Here is an 18,567-nt window from a genome sequence, read left to right on the forward strand (position 1 = left end):
CTGGATTTTTCTAGTCCTCCTCATCTTCATCAAAGTCATTGTCATCTTCAAATTCATCATCAATGATGGCAGAGGAGTAGGAATCATCCTCATCTTCCTCTTCATTGCGATTGACGTTGTAGCTCCGACCAAAATCACCGGGTTCACTAGAACCTCGCATTCCCGGAGGGAAGACATCGAATCCGCCTTCCCGTTCGTACGTCCGGGCCGTGCGATCGTCCAGCACCACATCACTCAGATCCACATCATCTTCGAAGACCGTGCCTTCGTAGATCGGATCCACTTCCACGGTGTTGTTGTTTTCCTCGTAAGCATTGAATCCAGTTCCCGCCGGAATCAGACGACCAATGATCACGTTTTCCTTCAGACCCCGCAACCAGTCCGACTTGCCTTCGATCGCTGCTTCCGTCAATACGCGAGTCGTTTCCTGGAAGCTCGCTGCCGAGATAAAGCTATCAGTGTTCAGCGATGCTTTCGTGATCCCCAACAGCATTGGAATGTACTGGGCGGGCGCACCTCCGGTGATGGACATTGCCTCATTTACCTGATCAATTTGCCGCAGTTCGACTAATTCTCCAGGCAGCATGGTGGTGTCACCCCCATCCTCAATTCTGCCCTTCGAGGTCATCTGCCGCACGATCACTTCGATGTGCTTGTCAGAAATATCAATCCCCTGGGACTGGTATACCGACTGAACTTCGTTCACCAGGAAGGTTTGAACCGCCTGCAAGCTCCGCAGAGAAGCCTCGTGGGTTCCCGCCAACTCCCGGTAGTACTCGAACAGAATCTCCAGAATTTCGTGGGGGTTCGCTGGCCCATCCGTCAGCGACTCACCGACTTCCACTTCCTGTCCATCCAGCACCATGACGTTTTGTCCCGGCAGCAGTTGATACTCAGTGGTCACACCATCCGACTCAATGATCTTGACCTCCACCGACTCATCATCATTGAAGATCACCTGCGCCGTTCCTGGCCGTTTGGCCAAAATGCAGGCTTCCTTGGGCTTACGGGCTTCCAGCAATTCTTCAATTCTCGGAAGACCCTGAATGATGTCCCCGGTTTTACCGCGTTCAAACACCAGCAGCACCAGGTTATCTCCCCGCTGTACCAAGTCACCATCATCAATATGGAGGACTGCACCCGCTGAAACTCGGTAAGGACGAGCAATGCGGAGCACCACTTCTGAATCCGATAGATCAATAATCTGCCCTGATTCTGGTGTCGTAACCCCTGGTGCAATCTCAGCCCCAGAAACCAGCAAGGCTCCATCCTTAACAGTGGGTTTTTGACCCTGGAGATCAATCCGAATCAGATCCACTTCCCGCATCACCAGAACCCGGCGGATCGCTTCAACCCCTTCCCGGATTCCGCGCACGACCCCTGCTTCCTTACACTGGATCTCCGTCCGAGCTACCACAGCCCCCGGTGCAATCTGATCGCCATCCTGTACCAGAAGGCGTGTCAGGGTACTGCCCTGGGTTTGGTCGGCTGAAACATCCCGCCGAATCACCAGCGATTCCAGAATCACCAATTGGAGCCGCATGGTGTCTGGATCGGACTCATCAGGCACCAGTTCAATATCGGCAGCAAGCTGGGGGGCATCTTGCTCGATCTCTAAGACCAATTGAGTCCGCAGCAGTTCCAGTCCTTCCACCGACTTGACCCGCTCCCCATCCTTGAATGGGATGCGCTGCACGGCCCGCAGACGAATAGCCCGGCTAATATCTTCGCTAGTGGACTCCTGGCTCGGTACAGAGGGTTCATCGGGGATCTGGAATTCCGTCACCGGACGCAGGAGCAACGCCGGGCCTTCTGGAGAATCCACGTACTCGACATAGCGCAGTTCATCAACCGTCAGTCCAGGCATTGCTTCCTGTCCTGGGTTAACGATCGTCTCATGCTTGGCCATCACGGCTTCCGGATTGTCTGCCAGGTGGAGTTCGCCCGGCTTAATCACAATCTCCCGCAGAATGTCGTTCTTCTGGGTGACTTCCACCACACCGCTACTCTGGCAGAAGATATCTTTAACGACTTCCGTACCCGCTTCCACAAACTGGCCATCTTCCACCAGCAGCAGGGAAATGTCTTTATTGACCTCGTGGGCTTCCTCAGGAATCCAGAGTAGCGTACCACCCTGTACGACCTCGTAGCCCTGCTTGGCCTTGCCCTTCTTGGCCACATCAACGCCAGCGTACTTGATGATGCCGCCTGTTTGCGTGTGGTAGCGATCGTCGATCAGTTCAGCCACCACCTGACCATTGGTTACTTTCGTACCCGGCGTGGCAATCAGGGAGAACCGCTGATTGTTCTGCGTTTCAATGGTGTAGTGTTCCCGCCCCTGCTGGCTTTCACCCAACACACGAGCCTGATCCAGCAAAACTGAAGCGGTGATAATTTCGATCTCGCGCCCACTCTTGGTTTCGTTGTCTTGAGGGATTCGCACTACCCCACCGTTCTCGGTCACCAAGCGGGTTTCTGCCAGGATACTGTCAGATGACACTCGATCGCCGTTTTTCACCACGGGTTCCGCGCCTGGCGGCAGGTTATAAACTTCACCGGAAAGAATCCAGAGCAAGCCACCCCGTTGAGCGATCCGCGTGGTGTTCCCCTGACGGTCTTTTTTCTCCTCAGGAACCACATCGGCAAACTTCACTTCACCGGCCAGGTCAGAGGCCACATCCTTCGTTGCCTTTTCTGTCACCTTCCGGGCCCGTCCAGCCGAGGGCATTTCCACCAGGATCTGTCCCAGCTTCGCGGTCTGACCATCCCGCGTAAAGATGATCGAGCCAGGCGGAACAGTTGAACTTTCCTTCTTGCTGCCCGACTCCACCGTTACTTCCACAGGGACTTCAGCCACCAGGGCATCTTCCCCATGCCGAGTTCGGAAGGGACGTGAGCGGAATTGCTTGGGCTTGGTATGAACGGTGCCATCAAAGTTGGCTCGGACTTGCTGGGCTACTTCTCCGGTAAAGGTTCCGCCCGTGTGGAACGTCCGCATGGTGAGCTGGGTTCCGGGTTCACCGATCGACTGTGCCGCAATAATCCCGACCGCTTCACCCAGATCCACCATCGAGGCGTGAGCCAGGCTCCAGCCGTAGCAGAGTTGACAGACCGATCGCGTGGCATTACAGGTCAGTGGCGATCGAACGGTCACTTCCTCTACACGAGCCTTGCCAATCAGTTCGGCCACATCATCTGAAATGGCCTGATTCCGCTCAAGCAGTACTTCTCCCGTTTCAGGATGGATCACATCTTTTGCCACCACCCGACCCAACAACCGATCCTTCAAGGGAATCAAAATTCGTTCCCCATCGGTCATGCTGGTGACGGTGACACCGCGCTCAGTGTTGCAATCCAGTTCCCGAATAATCACATCCTGGGATACATCCACCAATCGGCGGGTTAAGTATCCAGAGTCTGCTGTCCGTAACGCGGTATCTACCAGACCTTTCCGCGCTCCGTAAGAAGAGATAATGTATTCTGTAACCGTCAGCCCTTCCCGGAAGTTGGTCTTAATCGGTAAGTCAATGATTTCCCCCTGCGGATTCGCCATCAGTCCCCGCATTCCGACGAGCTGACGCACCTGGGAGATGTTTCCCCGCGCTCCAGAGAACGCCATCATGTAGACCGAGTTGAGGGGATTATTGCTCTTAAAGTGGCGCACCACCTCATTTTTTAACTCTTCGCTGGTGCCGTTCCAGGTGTCAATCACCTTCTGAAATCGTTCGACTTCAGTGATTTCACCGCGAGTATACCGGGCTTCCGTTTCCTTAATTTCTTCCTCAGCCGCCTCCAGCAATCCCCGCTTGCTAGGAGGAACCTGCAAGTCATCCACACTGATGGAAACCCCAGCTTTGGTGGCAAACCGAAAGCCTAAATCCTTCAGTTCGTCTGCCATTTGAGCCGTTCGAGCCGTGCCATAGTGGGTAAATGCCCAGGAAATCAGCTGCTTGAGCTGCCCTTTGTTAATGACCCGGTTGCGAAAAAGCATTGCCTTTTCAGACTTCTGGATTGATTTTTGCTCTGCCGTCATGTCTATGCCCTTCGTGCTTGGCTGTGTTGCAATTGGCCGTCCTGGTTTTGATCGGCCTTTACGGTCAGATCGACTGCAAAGGCGCGATCGGTCGTGGTCCTATACCATCAAGGCATCGTAAATCGTCTTGTTGTAAATGATGCGCCCTGGCGTGGTGCGGATATGCTGAGAAATTACATTGCCCTCTGCATCCTCTCGAATCCGCCGGAATTGATACGTCCGGGTTGTCATACCGTCCGGTGAGGTTTCAACTTGCAGGGGTTCCATATCCGAGTCATCTGCTTCTACATCCCCATCAAATCTCACCCAAACATAGGCGTGAATGTCCACCAACCCCTGGTCGTAAGCCACGATCGCATCATCCAGGCTGGAGAAGTAGCGTCCTGCGCCCTTGGTTGCGGCTGGGTTTTCTGCGGTCAGGTAGTAACAGCCCAACACCATGTCCTGACTGGGGGTAACAATGGGTCGTCCCGTTGCTGGAGACAGGATGTTGTTGGATGCCAGCATCAATAGTCGCGCTTCTGCCTGAGATTCCAGGGACAGGGGAACGTGAACCGCCATCTGGTCGCCATCAAAGTCCGCGTTGAAGGCAGGGCAAACCAGCGGGTGAATTTGAATCGCCCGACCTTCCACCAGAATTGGCTCAAAGGATTGAATCCCCAAACGGTGCAGCGTCGGTGCCCGGTTGAGTAGAACCGGGTGGCCTTCAATCACCTCTTCCAGAACATCCCAAATCTGAGGATCATTGCGCTGAATCATCTTCTTGGCGGCCTTGATGTTGTTCACCAGGCCCTGCTTAATCAGCCGATGGATCACAAAGGGCTGGAACAGTTCGATCGCCATTTCCTTGGGCAAACCGCACTGGTGAATCTTCAGGTTCGGCCCAACCACAATCACAGAACGACCGGAGTAGTCTACCCGCTTACCCAGCAGGTTTTGGCGGAATCGACCCTGCTTCCCTTCAATGATGTCTGACAGGGACTTGAGGGGACGGTTATTGGCTCCAACCACCGTGCGACCCCGCCGCCCGTTATCGATCAACGCATCCACGGCTTCCTGTAACATCCGCTTTTCATTACGGACAATAATTTCCGGAGCCAGGATTTCCTGAAGTCTAGCCAGACGGTTGTTCCGGTTGATCACTCGGCGATAGAGATCATTTAAGTCGGAGGTGGCAAAGCGTCCCCCATCTAGCTGCACCATTGGTCGCAGATCGGGCGGAATCACCGGAATCACTTCCAGGATCATCCACTCTGGGAGCGATCGAGTGGCAATAAAGTTGTCGATCACCCGCAGTCGCTTGATCAGCTTGGCCCGCTTTTGCCCCTTAGAGTTGGCAATTTCTTCCCGCAGTCCCTCTGCCTCTTTCTCCAGATCCAGATCTTGCAGCAACCGCTGGAGGGCTTCTGCCCCAATTCCAACTTCCACCCCAATTAATTGAGAATCTTCGCTGTAGAGCTGATCTTCAATTTCAATCCACTGATCTTCCGTCAGCAGTTGCTTGTAGCTCAGGTTCTCAGCATTCCCTGGATTCAGCACCACGTAGGAGTTGAAGTAAACAATTTGCTCCACATCCCGCAGGGGCATATCCAGCAAGATCGACATATAGCTGGGAATCCCTTTGAGATACCAGACGTGGGCCACGGGGGCTGCCAGCTTGATGTAGCCCATGCGGTGACGACGAACACGGGATTCTGTGACTTCCACCCCGCAGCGTTCGCAGACAATCCCCCGGTGCCGGACTCGCTTGTACTTACCGCAGTGACATTCCCAATCCTTCGCTGGGCAAAGATCCGTTCGCAAAACAAGCCATCCATTTCTGGCTTCAGCGTCCGGTAGTTGATTGTCTCTGGCTTGGTGACTTCCCCCACTACCATGCCATTTGGCAATGTCCGCTCACCCCATTGACGAATTCGATCGGGAGAAGCCAGACCAATCTTCACGTAGTCAAACCGCTGTTCTAGCTTTGGCATCGCTACTCTTTAACCTCTTTTTGGCAGTTTTATCTAGTCCTGACTGAGAAGGGAAAAAGGGAATCAGGAGGGAAGTGCATCCACGCTGACCTTCCCCGCACCCGTTTGATTCCCAACTTCCTTCTAATCCTCAACCTCTTCCATTTCATCCCGTGAGATCGACTCGTAGGTGGGACGGGATGGCGTGCGCCGAGACCCCAAATCTGCCATCAGGTCAATCTCCAGATCACGACTGGTGCCATCTTCCATCGTCTGTAACTTATGGGCTGCAATATCCAGACAGAGGGATTGCAATTCTCGCATCAGTACCTTAAAGGATTCAGGGGTTCCCGGTCGGGGAATCGCCTTGCCTTTAACGATCGCATTCAGAGCTTCATTTCGTCCCTGCATATCATCGGACTTCACGGTGAGCAATTCCTGGAGAATGTAGGCAGCCCCAAAGGCTTCCAGGGCCCACACTTCCATTTCTCCAAATCGCTGACCACCCTGCTGGGCCTTACCACCAAGGGGCTGTTGCGTCACCAGGGAGTACGGGCCGGTGGAACGCGCGTGAATCTTATCGTCTACCAGGTGAACCAGCTTCAGCATATAGGCCTTACCGATGGTCACAGGGCGATCGAAGGGTTCTCCCGTCCGTCCGTCATAAACCTGGATCTTGCCCGGCTCATCGGGATTGAACACCCAGGGCTGTCCGGTTTTGTCGGCCGCCTCCTGAATCTTGGCGTGGGTCGTCAGGCGGGAAGCCTCCATCCCGTACATTTCGTCAAAGGGGATCATCTTGAAGCGGGCATCCAGATTATGACCAGCCCAACCCAGCAGACACTCAAACACCTGTCCTACATTCATCCGGGAGGGAACCCCCAGAGGATTCAAGACGATGTCAACTGGAGTGCCATCAGGCAGGTAGGGCATATCCTCCTCAGGCAGAATCCGGGAGATAATTCCCTTGTTGCCGTGCCGCCCTGCCATCTTGTCGCCGACCTGGATCTTGCGCTTTTGCGCCACGTAAACCCGTACGACCATGTTGGCTCCGGGGGGCAGTTCGTCGCCCTGTTCCCGGGTGAAGACTCGTACATCAACCACCCGTCCCTTCTCACCGTTGGGAACGCGCAGGGAATTGTCCCGCACATCTCTGGCCTTTTCACCAAAGATTGCCCGCAGGAGTTTTTCTTCCGGTGGCTGATCTGATTCCCCTTTAGGTGTCACCTTACCCACCAGGATGTCTCCAGACTCTACCCAGGCTCCAATCCGGATAATTCCGGTTTCATCCAACTGACGCAGGGCATCTTCCCCGACGTTGGGAATTTCACGGGTAATTTCCTCTGGGCCAAGCTTGGTTTGCCGAGCTTCGATCTCGTACTTCTCAATGTGAATTGAGGTGTAGACATCTTCGTACACCAGGCGCTCACTGATCAGGATCGCATCCTCGTAGTTGTAGCCCTCCCAGGGCATATAGGCCACCAGGATATTTTGACCGAGCGCCAGTTCTCCGCCCTCCGTGGCTGAACCATCTGCCATGATCTGTCCTGCGGCAACTCGATCGCCAGCAAAGACGATCGGCCGCTGGTTCAGACAGGTATCCTGGTTCGATCGCTGGTACTTCTGCAAGAGATGCTCGAACTCCTGCCCTTCGGCATTGCGCACCCGAATGCGGTTGGCATCCACGTAGGACACCTCACCATCTACACGGCTGATGATGACCATCCCGGAGTCGCGGGCTGCCTGCGTTTCCAGTCCCGTTCCTACCAGGGGACGCTCCGGACGCAGGAGGGGAACGGCCTGCCGTTGCATGTTGGAACCCATCAGGGCCCGGTTTGCGTCGTCATGCTCAATGAAGGGAATTAGCGACGTTGCTACCGAGATAATCTGTACGGGGGAAACGGCCACATAGTCCACCTCTTCCGGCGAGGTCGTTGTGAAGTCCTGCCGATACCGGACTGGAACCTGCTCCCCTAAAATCCGTCCTTCTTCATCAATGGGAATATCTCCCGGAGCCACCCGCAGATCATCTTCTTCATCTGCCGTCATGTAGACAGGGGGAATGTCCCGCCGGACGCGACCGTTTTCGACCCGGCAGTAGGGGGTTTCAATAAAGCCATAGGCATTGACGCGGGCATGGGTTGCCAGAGAACCAATCAATCCAGCGTTCGGCCCTTCAGGAGTTTCGATCGGACAGATGCGCCCGTAGTGAGAGGGGTGAATATCCCGCACGGCAAATCCGGCCCGCTCCCGCGTCAAACCGCCAGGGCCAAGGGCACTGAGACGACGCTTGTGGGTCAACTCTGCCAGGGGATTGGTTTGATCCATGAACTGGGAGAGCTGAGAGGAGCCAAAGAACTCTTTGATGGCTGCGACCAGGGGCTTCGGGTTAACCAGGGAGGCTGGAGTCAGGGCATCGGCATCGGAAACCGTCATCCGCTCCCGAATGATGCGCTCCAGGCGGTTCAAACCCACCCGCACCTGATTTTGCAGCAATTCACCCACCGATCGCACCCGGCGATTCCCCAGGTGATCGATATCATCGATACTGCCGATATCAAACTCTAAATTAATTAAGTAGTCGATCGAAGCCAGGATATCCTGAGGAGTCAGGATCCGGGTCATCTCCGGCACATTCAGTCTGAGCTTTTTGTTCAGCTTGTAGCGTCCAACCCGTCCCAGGTCGTAGCGTTTGGGATCAAAGAAGCGCGAGTCCAGGAGTTGTTGCCCACCCGAAACCGTTGGCGGCTCACCGGGACGCAACTTCCGATACAGCTCCATCAGAGCTTCTTCTTCGCTAAACTGCCCTTCTTTTTCGATCGTCTTCTGGAAGTATTCAGGATGGCGTAGGGCATCAAAAATTTCACCATCGCTCAGACCTAGAGCTTTAAGCAAGACTTGAGCCGATAGCTTGCGGGTTTTGTCAATCCGCACCCAAACCAGGTCATTTTTATCGGTTTCAAACTTCAGCCAGGCTCCCCGGTTGGGGATCAGGCTGGCATTAAAGGTGCTGCGACCGTTCTTATCAACCTCTTTTTTGTAGTAAACGCCAGGGCTACGGACGATCTGGTTAACAATAACGCGCTCTGCCCCGTTGATAATAAAGGTGCCGCGATCGGTCATCAGGGGCAAATCCCCAATGAAAACCTCCTGCTCCTTAATTTCTCCGGTTTCTTTGTTGATCAACCGGGTCGGCACATACATCTGTACCGCATAGGTCGCATCCCGACGTTTCGCCTCATCTACATCGTATTTGGGTCGCCTGAGTTTGTAGTCTTTGCCCAGGAAATGTAGCTCTAATTTACCGGTATAGTCGGTGATGGGCGAAAAGCTGTCTAATTCCTCAATCAAGCCTTCTTCAAGGAACCAACGAAAGCTGGCGCGTTGGATCTCTACAAGGTCTGGTAGGGTAAAGATGGGTGCGGATTGGGTTAAGTTACTCATGCGTCTCCTCAAGCTAGGTCACGCTTAGGGATAAAATTCCCTAACAGTACACAGAAAGGGCTGATAAATACACAGACGAAAAAACGCCAGTCCTCTAGGTTGAAGACTGAACAACATCTATGGATGGTTAACTGTTTGTAAGTCAAATTGGAGTGGAGTCTGGCAAACGGGTTCAATGCGGGCGATCGGGGTTCTGGGTGACAGGCAGGGCGAGTATAGCGTAATCAATGGACTCTGTCAATGAATTGGCTGATGAACGGAAAGCAGCTAACACAAGCAGTTAATCAAGACTCAGGTAACCAGAGGGGAATCCGACAGGAAGCAGATTCGCTCTAATTGAATCAAGAAGTTTGATCAAGCTCTCACCTTCGGTCTACGCTACGCGCCTCGATTCTTATTATGACTTAATGTAACCGAAATGTGGCTAATTGCTCTTGACGATACAGCAAAAAAAGCATAATGCGGATCGATCGCGGCCTGGTGCGTCAGCGTCAGGGGTTGACCTGAGCAGAATTAAGCGCGGCTGGCTTAAGGATTTGAGCTACTGGTTTCGACGAGGGAACCATCCAGGGCATCAGGAGCGGCAACACCAACAGGCAGGGAGAGACTGAACAGACGGGCAGCGTTCTCAGTGGTTTGCGCTGCCAACTCCTCCAGGGAAACCTGACGCAGATGCGCAACTCGCTCAGCGACAAAGCGGACATAGGCAGGCTGATTGCGTCGTTCTCCTCGTTTGGGAACTGGGGAGAGAAAGGGACAGTCTGTCTCAATCAGGAGCCGATCGCTCGGTACCCGCTTCGCAGATTCGTGAACAGCAGTCGCGTTCTTGAACGTGACGATCCCGCTAAAGCTGATGTAGAACCCCAGATCCAGAAACCACTGAGTCTCTTCCGGTGTGCCACTCCAGCAATGCATTACACCCGCTACAGCACCTCGCTCGGCCCAAAATTGCTGAACCAGGTGAGTCATTGTTTCAGCCGCATCCCGGCAGTGAATGATCACAGGCAAATTGAGCTGGTGAGCGATTTCTAGCTGAGCCCAAAATGCTTCCTGCTGTTGCTGCTGATTCTCCGCCTTGAAGAAATCCAGCCCCATCTCACCGATCGCCACAACTCTGGTATCGGATTGAGCCAGGTTCAGGATGTGCCGCGCCACCTCTGGCTGCCATTTGGCTTCAACGTCAAGGGGATGCAGCCCAACGGCGAAGGATATCTCTGGGAAGCGATCGGCAATCGACTGGATCGCCGTAAATTCCTCTGGCTCAACACAGGAATGAATTAGCCGCACCACACCCGCCTCCCGCCAATTCTGGGCAACTTGCTCCAGGTCAGGCTGAAAGCTGTCAAAGTTAAGATGAACGTGAGTATCAATCAACTGCATGAGTTACAAGGAACGCACTGCTATGCCAGAATGGTTCATCCAGGAACGGATTGATCCAGATTGTCCAGATTGATTTCAGATTAACAATCTAATGACTCAATCGGCCCGTACCAGAAATCCTTAGTCCCGAACTACCCCAAAAAATCTTGGCTGGCTATCGATCGGCTAATCGACTTACTTTAAAACCACTGCTCGCTCTCCAACCTGGTATCTCCTTGTATCTGGGTTTCCAGTGAGAGCAATCAGCAAACTGTCAATCAACGCAAAAACTTAAGAAAAGCTTTATGAAGCGGCTTGACTGCTGGATTCGATCGCCTTCAAAGCTCTAGAAAGCCGGGATTTGTTCCGCGCTCCCGTATTGGCATGGAGGGCACCCCGCTTGACGGCCTTATCAATTTTGGCAAAGGCGAGAGACAGCCGCTGATGGACATCCTGCATGGCTTCGGGGGTAGGATTAGCATTATAGGCATCCACGGCTGCAAAGAACCGCTTCATCAACGTTCGAGAAGCAGACTTGTAAGATCGATTACGGAGGCGATTGCGTTCAGCAATTTCAATGCGCTTGATGGAGGATTTAATATTTGCCACAGTTCTTCGGTATATATAGCTTTGAGGGTTTACGGCTTCAGCGATCCACTATTCTATCGAAAGATTTACACAATTGACAAAAAAACTCTCCGCCTCCAGACTCGAATCCTCCTAAAAATACAGGTTAAGCTAGATAAAGATACAGGTTCAGCCTGGCAACCCAACCTTGCTGGAGCAATTTAACACCTGTTCTGCCAGGTTAATCCTAGACTACCGTTTCTATCCCAAGGTGGCGATGCTGCGAATTATTACTCAGCGAGCTGAGGCTCTGACTGAACTCCGCCGAATTTGTGAGCGCACCCATGACGATCAAGTAGTTCACAAAGAGGCTACGGTTCGAGAGGTGCTTCAAGCAGTCAAACGGCAGGGCGATCGAGCGGTTCTCCACTACACCGAAGAATACGATCAGATCTCCCTCCAGCCTGAAGACTTACGAGTGAACGGTTCCGAACTAGAGGCAGCCTATCATCAAGTGCCTGCCGAATTAATTGAAGCAATTCGCCTGGCCTGTCGTCAGGTGGAGGCGTTCCACCGCCAGCGCGTGCCCAAAAGTTGGGTGCAGTTTGGACAGGATGAAGTGGTTTTGGGGAAACGCTATACACCCGTCGATCGAGCTGGACTGTACGTTCCAGGTGGACGGGCCGCCTACCCCAGTACGGTGATCATGAATGTGATTCCAGCCCGAGTTGCCAAGGTGCCTCGGATTGTGATCACGACTCCACCGGGCCCGAACAAGGCAGTCAATCCAGCAGTTTTAGTGGCGGCGCAGGAAGCGGGGGTTCATGAAATCTATCGAATCGGAGGAGCCCAGGCGATCGCGGCTCTGGCCTACGGCACCGAAACGATCCCCAATGTAGACGTGATTACGGGGCCTGGCAATATCTACGTCACTCTGGCTAAGAAGCTGGTTTATGGAACCGTGGGGATTGATTCGCTGGCCGGCCTTCTGAAGTGCTGATTATTGCTGATAGCGGTGCAGATCCAGTTCATGTCGCAGCCGATATGCTGGCGCAGGCCGAACATGATCCGCTGGCAGCAGCCATTTTGCTGACGACCGATTCGGAACTGGCCATGAAAGTCGTAGCTGAGGTGAAGCAGCAGTTAATTAACCACCCGCGGAAGGTGCTGACGGAAAAGGCGATCGCCCACTATGGACTGGTGGTGGTGGTGGATTCTCTGGAAAGTGCCGCCGAACTGTCCAACGAGTTCGCGCCAGAGCATTTGGAGTTAGAAGTCGCCGATCCCTGGAGCCTGTTGGAGTCCATTCGCCATGCCGGAGCGATTTTCCTGGGTAATTCCACTCCAGAAGCAGTGGGAGATTACCTGGCGGGCCCCAACCACACCCTGCCCACTTCCGGTTCGGCTCGGTACGCTTCTGCCCTGGGGGTAGAAACCTTCATGAAGCATTCCAGCTTGATTCAGTATTCTCCGAAGGCATTACGTAAGGTGGCAAAGGCGATCGAGTCTTTAGCCAGTGCGGAGGGCTTACCCTCCCATGCGGATTCGGTACGGTTGCGGATGCAGGAATATCTGGACACTGAAGGACAGTAAAGATTTATTAATCTGAAATCAGGCTTGAGTTTTAAGTTTTGAGTTTTTAGTTGCATTTGCCCCCTGAATTCTCAACACTAAGAATTTAAGCACTCTACATTCATGCTGCACTTTTCGGTGTCAGGAGATAATCTGCTGTGTTCAAACGGATTTTAGTTGCCCTGGATGGATCGGATCTTTCTGAACAAATTGTTCAGGGACTGGAACAAATTCAACTCCAATCCACAACCCATGTGATCATTGCCCATGTCATTGCCAACTTTACTGCTGATCCCGATGTCGCAGTCGATCGCCCCCAAACGGACACCGAACTGATCCCCCACCATCAGCTAGAAAAACTTCAGGCGTATCAGGCTGCCCTACCCTGCAAAAGTGAACTCGAAATTGTGGTGGGTGATCCGGCTGAGGAAATTATTCGCCTGGCTAATATTCACCAGACGGATTTAGTTGTAATGGGTAGCCGGGGATTGACGGGCATGAAGCGAATTTTACAGGGTTCTGTCAGCAGTCAGGTGGTGGAAGATGCCCCCTGTACGGTGATGGTGGTGAAGCTGAAGTAACGGGCATCCAGGTAAACGAACAGGGGCATCGGAGGGAATTAGCACAGCGAAACAAGCGATCGGAGGATGATTTGTATGCGGCGGAATCTGGTCTGGGGTATTGTGCTCTGGTTGGTTCTGATGGGGGCATCGGTTGCCCTGCTGCTCCATCCAGCATTGCTTCAGTACCTCTTCCTGTTACGGGTGCCCATTCTGATCGGGGGCTTGCTGGTGGCATTGCCCATTCTGGCAAATACCCTGGTGAAAAATTTGCTGCAAAATTTGTTTGTGCTGCATGGTGCCTGCGAGTTTTTTGCAGTCACGATCGTCACGTTGCTGGCGGGAATGGGGGTGACGTTTGTGACGAATACACTGCTGGTCGATGGGGTCGATCGGTTTAATTTACCTGAATTAGGATGGGTTGACGGACTGCTTTCCTACCAGTGGGTTTTTGCCTTCATTTTGGGGCTATCCACCTTCATCATCACGATTTGTCTTGCTATTCCTGAAATCAAGCAATCATCTCCTCAAAAAAATGCCCTGACAGAGATTGGTTTAGGGATTGGTTCAGGTGGATTGGCGACTGCTTTACTGTTCAAGTTCGGTCATTTTTTTACAACTTTCCTGGAAGGATCGAGGGAATTTAAACAAGCCATTGCTTCTCTGATCTTGCTCCTCCCTGAATCGGCTCAAAGGGGCTATCTTACTGAAAACACCGGGGTTTTGACCGCAGGGCATATGTCGGCGATCGGTTTTTTTGCGGCGGTAATGGTGATTTATCTGCCGTTGTTTTTCTATGGCATGTGGTTGTATAAACCTGATTTAATTCCACCCTGGTGTGGCTTTGTGTCCTGGGTGTTCGATCGACTGACGCAACGTCGCAGAAAGATATTTGAAATTCCCGCCCTATTTTATCTGTTAATTATTCTCCTGCTTTTAGTTTTACTTTTTGGTGGATTAACCTTTTTATTAGATTTTTTTCGCGTTCCTTTACTGATTGTCTTAATTGTTATTTCATTTGTGGTTTACTGGTTGTTCAACGTCAACCACTACTACGAATTAATCAGTTCATCTCCATCCCAATTTTCGCCGGATAATCTGATTGAGATTCTGAACCATCGGTTTCAACGGTGGGAAGCCAACTATGCTGGAGCTTACCCCACTCATCCCCGAACTCTGGCGATCATTTGCCCCGCAGGCGGCGGAATTCAAGCGGCAGGATGGACGGCACGAGTCCTGACAGGGTTGTATGAGCATCCCGATCTCGGCAAACCCTTTATGGATACGGTGGGCTTGATCAGCTCTGTGTCCGGCGGTTCGATCGGCTCGATGTATTTTATTGATGCTCTGGACAATGGGAAGTTGGAGGAGCAGTTCAACTCGCCACCTTCAGGACAATTTTCAGGACAATTTTCAGGAAAAGCACCCAATGCAGTGGTTCGCAGTGCGACCGTTGACGGGTTAGATGCCATTGGCTGGGGACTGGCCTATCCTGATTTATGGCGGGTGATTGGTCTGCCGTTTTTATCTCATCCCAGGCTCGATCGGGGAGTTGCCCTGGAAGCGGATTGGATCAGGGCATTGAGCGATGCGACGAATCCGCCCACTTTGGCCAGTTGGTCTCGAAGCATTGCGGCGGGCACGATACCGATTCCAGTTTTCAATGCCACGATCGTCGAAGATGGGAGCCGTTTAACCATCAGTCCGATTCGGTTTCAGGAGGATGGGGAGCAGCAATTCAAAGACTTTAGAAGACTTTACGAAGCGTACGATCTTCGCATCACAACCGCCGCACGACTTTCGGCGACTTTTCCCTATGTCTCGCCCATTTGCCGCAACTACCCGAATGTACCCCAGTCCAATTTTCATGTTGCCGATGGTGGGTATTTCGACAACTTTGGCGTTTTTACCGCCGTTCAATGGCTCAACGATCGCGTGTTGCGGGCCTCTGCAACAGACACGGGTGCAACGGATCAGGGTGCAACGGATCATGTTGGAATCGATGATGCCTCTAGCCAGGAGAATCCCCTCAACATTCAACGGGTTTTGCTGATCGAAATTCGCTCATTTCCAGAACCGGAGAATTTCAAAGCAGAGCCTCCAGGTCGGCGGGGCTGGCTTCAGAAACAATGGAAAAACCTTCGAGGAGAGGAAAATCTGAATACCCCCGGTTGGAAAATGACCATTTTGGGGCCACTGCTCACCCTGTTTAATGTTCGGAACTATACTCAGGCAGCCCGAAATGAGGTTGATATCCAGGGGCTAAAGCAACAATGGAAAGGCAAAGTCGATATCCATCACCATGTCATCCAGTTTCCTCTGGCAGAAGATCTGTCGCCTGCCACTCCATCCTGTCCCCTGACCGCAGAGCAACAGGAAATGATGAAGCAAGCCCGTCTGGATGAACCGCCTTTATCCTGGAAGCTCACTGAAAAGCAAAAGCAGGCGATCGAACTGGCTTGGGAAGTCGTGAAAGCTGGCTCAATTCAGGACTTAGTTGCAAGATGGCAGCAAACCCATTCGCCCTAATGCAGACCCCTAACTTCTGGTTGCTTTATTGCTGATTACTGCTGATCGCGCCCCTGGTAAATCCACAGGGGAATAACGCTTTGGGGAATCTGAAAGCCCTGCTTCTGGTAAAACTTAACCGCTTCATTATTGGATAGAAGAATTTGCTGGTGGAAGTCTGCGTAGCGTTCTTGCAGGGCGGACAGAATTTGTTGACCAATTCCCTGCTTTTGAAAGGCTGGACGAACCAGTAGATGCGGGTAGTAAACCACCAGCGATCCGTCTGAGATTGCATTTCCCAACCCAATTAAGGTATTCGTTTGCCAGGCTGAGATGACAGTATCAGAATTGGCCAGCGCCCGCAAAAGGCGATCGGGTTTTTCAGCGGATGACCAGCCGCACTCTCGATACAGACTAACCACCTGTTCCCGGGGCAGTTCTTGCTGATGGCGTAGCTCAATGTCGGAGTGAAGCATGGTCATTTCATCAGGATTCCTGGATCAGGTCACTTTTAACACAAAGACAGAACCTGAGGTAAACTTCACAACCTGGGAAAAGCGATCTGGGGAGTCTGCTTTTGCGCAGTCAAAAACTGGCGGAGCCGCAGCAAGCTGAGGGTTTGCCCTAAGTTCAACGGCACCAGTGAAACCCCTTCCAGGCAGGACTGCACCCAGCCATCCCCCCAGTACCACTCGTGAAATCCATCAATTCCCTTGCTCATGATCAGCCTGCACCCATTTGCTTCGACCTTCTCCACCTGATGCTGCACCGCAATCGGCCCCAGCCAACTGGTGAAAATCAGACCTTCATGGAGATGAGTGGGCAATCCCTCTGAAAAGGTTTGCGGGAAAAGCCACTGGCGAAACTGAGCCGGACAGATCAGACTATCTCGAATTTGCTGTTCCGTCGCTTCAATTTCAATGCGGAGGTTGCTTTGTTGGAATGTGCCGAACATAGGAGGGGGAGTGGGGAGTAGGGAGTAGGGAGTGGGGGTTAGAGTTCTTTATTCAGGGTAGCGTACTCGAATTCAGGGTGGCGGATCGATCGCGGGGTTCACTTGGGATAATCAAGATACTGAATATTGGGGTGAAGTTGGATGTCTGGCGGTAATGCTCAATTGATAACCATCACGGTTAAGCTTTTTGCGGCGTATCAAGAGGCCTATGGGGTGCCGGAACTGGAATTGCAAATGGCAGAGGGCACTTCGGTGGCAGCGGTGCGCGATCGGCTCATTACTGAACATCCTGAGTTGGAGCGGTGGCGTGACCTGACCCGGTTTGGGGTCAATCTTCAGTTTGTGGAACCCCAGACGGTGTTGCAGGCAGGAGATGAGGTGGTGCTGATTCCGCCTGTGAGTGGAGGATGAGGGGGTCGGAGGTGCTGCGTTAGCCCCAGAGCCGCCGTCGGGATGCTCCATTCAAGCGATCGTGGGTGTCCCGTAATAATTTAGGAATTTCTAGCTGTTCTGGGCAGCGAGGTAGACAGTCTCCACAATCGGTACAGCGATTCGCCTTACGACCGGGAAACCAATGGCCAGCGTTTTCAAACATGCGGTAGCGGTACTGTCCAAAGGCTGTCATATCGTAGGCAACGGCAAGATTCCGTAGCCGCAAGACTTCCGGGATATTAATGGCTTCAGGACAGGGAAGACACTGGAAGCATTGACTACATCGATCGGTTCCTAGAGCCGCTTTTTGATGCAGAATGAGGCGATCGATCGCCCTTTGTTCCTCGCTGGTTAGGGCATCGTTGCGATCGGCAATACTCAGAATTTGATCCAGTTCTGCCGGATGGGCTGCGCCAAAACTGAGGGTCGTAATCCCAGGATCACTTAACAAGAAACGATAGTTTAACTCCAGGGGGGTGAATGGCTGGCAAAGGGTTTGCAGGGTTGGAGGGGGGGTAAATAGCATTCCACCTTTATCGGCTGGAGAAATAATAAATACGCCCATGTCCTTGGACTGGGCCAGCTCCACAGCAGGACGATTGCGCTGGTTAAACAGGTAATAGTGCAGGTTGACAAACTCGAATTGCTCCGTAGAAATCGCTTGGAGAATAATTTCTAGCGGTGCGTGGGTCGAAAATCCGATATGGCGAATTTTTCCTGCTGCCTTTGCCTGCTGAACGGCCACCATACAGCCGTTGGGATCTTCAATCCATCTCAACTGCTCCCAGGTATTCAAGCCGTGAATGGCGAAGCAGTCCAGATAGTCCACCCCCAACCGATCGAGCGATTCATCAATACAAGCCGCCATCGCAGCCCGATCGGGCATGGGGGGAATTTTTGTGGTGAGGTAAAGCTGCTGACGTGGTAAGGGCAATCCGGCTCGGAGGGCTTTCCCTAAAAACTGCTCACTGTTGCCGTATCCCCTGGCCGTTTCAATATGGTTGATGCCTAACTCGATCGCCTGCCGGATCACCTGAATTGCCTCTGGCTCAGATGCCAAATACCGCATCGTCCCCAGAGAAAAGGCTGACAGTTGCAGATTGGTTTGGCCAAAGCGTCGATAGTGCATCAGGGACTTAGAGCATGAGAAGGGAGAGAAGTAGAGGTCAGGTGAGCCGTGCCCAC

General features: G+C 52.7%; 9 protein-coding genes and 2 pseudogenes. 4 read left to right on the forward strand and 7 right to left on the reverse strand.

The genetic code is table 11. The features are described 5' to 3' along the window. Positions 1–10 precede the first annotated feature (10 nt). From ACM1PF_RS02140 to rpsT, 4 genes and pseudogenes are all read right to left on the reverse strand, one after another. A pseudogene (locus ACM1PF_RS02140) lies at positions 11–6,006 on the reverse strand (DNA-directed RNA polymerase subunit beta'). A 123-nt stretch (positions 6,007–6,129) separates the two neighbouring features. Continuing rightward, complete coding sequence (rpoB, locus tag ACM1PF_RS02145; RefSeq protein WP_416671962.1) at positions 6,130–9,429, reverse strand: DNA-directed RNA polymerase subunit beta; 3,300 nt, start codon at positions 9,427–9,429, stop codon at positions 6,130–6,132. 528 nt (positions 9,430–9,957) lie between these two features. After that, entirely contained in the window at positions 9,958–10,809 is an 852-nt protein-coding gene (locus ACM1PF_RS02150; RefSeq protein ID WP_416671963.1) for a TatD family hydrolase, read from the reverse strand. Positions 10,810–11,091: 282 nt separating this feature from the next. Then, positions 11,092–11,397 carry a 30S ribosomal protein S20 gene (rpsT, locus tag ACM1PF_RS02155; protein ID WP_416671964.1) on the reverse strand — a complete coding sequence of 102 codons (306 nt, stop codon included), beginning with the start codon at positions 11,395–11,397 and terminating at the stop codon, positions 11,092–11,094. A 235-nt stretch (positions 11,398–11,632) separates the two neighbouring features. Here rpsT and hisD point away from each other — a divergent pair. The 3 genes and pseudogenes from hisD (at position 11,633) to ACM1PF_RS02170 (ending at position 16,016) form a co-directional block, all read left to right on the forward strand. Further along, a pseudogene (gene hisD, locus ACM1PF_RS02160) lies at positions 11,633–12,948 on the forward strand (histidinol dehydrogenase). Between the two features lie 137 nt (positions 12,949–13,085). Beyond that, a complete protein-coding gene (locus tag ACM1PF_RS02165) occupies positions 13,086–13,508 on the forward strand; it encodes a universal stress protein (RefSeq protein ID WP_416671966.1) in 423 nt (140 codons plus the stop codon). Between the two features lie 75 nt (positions 13,509–13,583). Continuing rightward, entirely contained in the window at positions 13,584–16,016 is a 2,433-nt protein-coding gene (locus ACM1PF_RS02170; protein WP_416671968.1) for a hypothetical protein, read from the forward strand. Between the two features lie 35 nt (positions 16,017–16,051). Here ACM1PF_RS02170 and ACM1PF_RS02175 read toward each other — a convergent pair whose 3' ends face one another. Both ACM1PF_RS02175 and ACM1PF_RS02180 read right to left on the reverse strand, forming a co-directional pair. Beyond that, positions 16,052–16,477, reverse strand: coding sequence for a GNAT family N-acetyltransferase (locus ACM1PF_RS02175; protein ID WP_416671969.1), 426 nt, complete (start codon positions 16,475–16,477; stop codon positions 16,052–16,054). A gap of 59 nt (positions 16,478–16,536) precedes the next feature. Continuing rightward, a complete protein-coding gene (locus ACM1PF_RS02180) occupies positions 16,537–16,950 on the reverse strand; it encodes a hypothetical protein (protein ID WP_416671971.1) in 414 nt (137 codons plus the stop codon). A gap of 141 nt (positions 16,951–17,091) precedes the next feature. Between ACM1PF_RS02180 and ACM1PF_RS02185 the strand changes: the two genes are divergently transcribed. Further along, positions 17,092–17,361 (forward strand): MoaD/ThiS family protein, encoded by a 270-nt coding sequence (locus ACM1PF_RS02185; RefSeq protein WP_416671973.1) that lies wholly within the window; start codon positions 17,092–17,094, stop codon positions 17,359–17,361. A gap of 19 nt (positions 17,362–17,380) precedes the next feature. On the opposite strand, the gene ACM1PF_RS02190 is transcribed toward ACM1PF_RS02185, so the two are convergent. Continuing rightward, complete coding sequence (locus ACM1PF_RS02190; protein ID WP_416671975.1) at positions 17,381–18,511, reverse strand: aldo/keto reductase; 1,131 nt, start codon at positions 18,509–18,511, stop codon at positions 17,381–17,383. Positions 18,512–18,567: the final 56 nt, after the last annotated feature.

Source organism: Egbenema bharatensis FJBBOT/2019, from assembly GCF_048077055.1.
GTDB classification, from domain to species: Bacteria; Cyanobacteriota; Cyanobacteriia; order Elainellales; family Elainellaceae; genus Egbenema; species Egbenema bharatensis.

Excerpts from the sequence above, each read along its gene's own strand:
- rpoB (WP_416671962.1), bottom strand. The coding sequence starts at position 9,429 with ATGAGTAACTTAACCCAATCCGCACCCATCTTTACCCTACCAGACCTT.
- ACM1PF_RS02150 (WP_416671963.1), bottom strand. The coding sequence starts at position 10,809 with ATGCAGTTGATTGATACTCACGTTCATCTTAACTTTGACAGCTTTCAG.
- ACM1PF_RS02170 (WP_416671968.1), top strand. The coding sequence starts at position 13,584 with ATGCGGCGGAATCTGGTCTGGGGTATTGTGCTCTGGTTGGTTCTGATG.
- ACM1PF_RS02175 (WP_416671969.1), bottom strand. The coding sequence starts at position 16,477 with ATGACCATGCTTCACTCCGACATTGAGCTACGCCATCAGCAAGAACTG.
- ACM1PF_RS02180 (WP_416671971.1), bottom strand. The coding sequence starts at position 16,950 with ATGTTCGGCACATTCCAACAAAGCAACCTCCGCATTGAAATTGAAGCG.
- ACM1PF_RS02185 (WP_416671973.1), top strand. The coding sequence starts at position 17,092 with ATGTCTGGCGGTAATGCTCAATTGATAACCATCACGGTTAAGCTTTTT.
- ACM1PF_RS02190 (WP_416671975.1), bottom strand. The coding sequence starts at position 18,511 with ATGCACTATCGACGCTTTGGCCAAACCAATCTGCAACTGTCAGCCTTT.